At 60.6% G+C, this 1743-nt stretch carries 1 protein-coding gene; it reads right to left on the bottom strand.

Annotation, left to right across the window (positions count from 1 at the left end):
- Positions 1-142: 142 nt before the first annotated feature.
- Positions 143-1654, bottom strand: a complete 1512-nt coding sequence (locus IC50_RS38065) for an ISNCY-like element ISBj12 family transposase (RefSeq protein ID WP_011084703.1) — start codon at positions 1652-1654, stop codon at positions 143-145.
- Between the last annotated feature and the right edge of the window lie 89 nt (positions 1655-1743).

Genomic DNA, 1743 nt, shown 5'->3' on the forward strand with positions numbered 1-1743 from the left:
CGTATTGCCTCACATATCGATGCTCCCGGGCGCGATCAGTTGCCTCATTTATTTTGCTCCTGGCCTGAGTTGAGGAGGAGGCCGGGTGCGGAGATGGCCGGGGTTTCGGAGCGCCCGGCCTCCTCCGCTGGCACCTCGCACGTCATTGGGGTGTTGTGACCTCATGCCCTGGCGGCATTTTTTCTGAAGCAAACAGCAGCGCATTCGCTTGCTCGCTGCGCCAGGATTTCAACCGACGTTGAAGGGTTCGAAGAAGCTTGTTCGGATAGTCTCCAGGATATTCCACCTGCAGGCGCGAGAGCAGTTCGCTGCCGGTCCGCCAAGGCTCGGCTTCAAACCATTTTCTCAAATCTGACGTTGCCCGGATAAGCGGATCGGGACGACGCCGGCCCCTTTTAGCCTTCACGATTGGCCGATCCGTCGGGCGCGTGGCGCCGTCCTTCCAGGCCGTTCGCAGGCTTGCCAGGAAGCGATCAATCGATTGTGATGCCGCAGCAGGATGGGCGGATGGTTGGATATCCGCGAGCGCCGCGAGGCGCTCCTGCACGTCGCGGATGTCGCGCAACAACGTGACCGGATCGAGAGCGGTATAGATTTCCTGGAGATGGTGGCGGACCGCATCAGGCGTGCGGGCGTCCGCTGACAGGCGCTGGTGGGGTGTTGCCGGCGCGCTGTATGTCTTACGTACACGAGCACCGTCGCGCTGCTTGGCTAACAGTTTGAACGAAGGTTGGAAGAAGTTTACGAACAGCCGCGCTGACCGATAGAGTTCCGCCAGTAGCTTGGCCGCCTCCAGGCCTTCGAACCTACGATAGCCGACCATCCTGCGCACGACGGCGCCGTTCTTTTGCTCGACGAACGCCTGGTCATTCTTCCGGTAGGGACGGCAACGCGTGAAGACAATGTTGGCCGCCTCGCAGTAGGCCTTCAACGTCTCATTCATGAACACGGTGTCATTGTCCGTGTCGAAGCCGAGCAGCGCAAAAGGCAATTGCTTGCGCAATTCCGTCAGCACCGTGCTCACCAGCGTCTGTTCGCGCACGATCAGAGGTGCGCACTCTGTCCAGCCGGTAGCAATGTCGGTGAGCACGAGGGTCTGGATGAAGCTGCCGCGCGCAGATGGACCGCTATGCGCTACAAGGTCGGCCTCGACGAATCCCGGCGCCGGATCATTCCAATCTGCCGAAGTCCGTATTGGAATACTGCGACGCAGGGAATGCCCCGCGTGCCGCCGGCGCTTGCGACCCAATTTTTCTCGAACCCGCACCAAGGCGCGGTCGATCGTCGCAGCGCTCATCGCCAAAAGTTTGGTGCGAATCTCAGGGGCAAGGTCGAGGTGCCCGTACCGTTCCATCGCCTCAATCAGCGCGGGCATTAATGCTTTCAGTCGCTTCCCGCAGATGCGGTCTGACGCCTCCCAAAGCAGCACGAGTGCGGTGTGTTCTGCTTCATTATATATCCGACGTCGCGCCCGTCGGCCCGGATGTACGCCTTCCTGGTTTCGAAGTAGACGCATCGCATGCTTCCGATGGAATCCGGTGATGTCGACGAACTCGTCCAATATCCGCGCCTTCTTCGCGCGATCCGACCGCCGATAGCGCACGCCTGCCGCCGCCGTCAGTTCCTTCCGCGTTGCCATGCTTAGCCACCCCATCTCCGCCCCTCGCTCGTTCCCGGTCCAGGGGAGCAATTTACGTGAGGCAACGGCTTAGGATCCGGTAACAATTAAGGCGAGGCAATGCG

The sequence above is a fragment of the Bradyrhizobium genomosp. I (2014) genome (assembly GCF_000261685.1).
GTDB lineage: Bacteria > Pseudomonadota > Alphaproteobacteria > Rhizobiales > Xanthobacteraceae > Bradyrhizobium.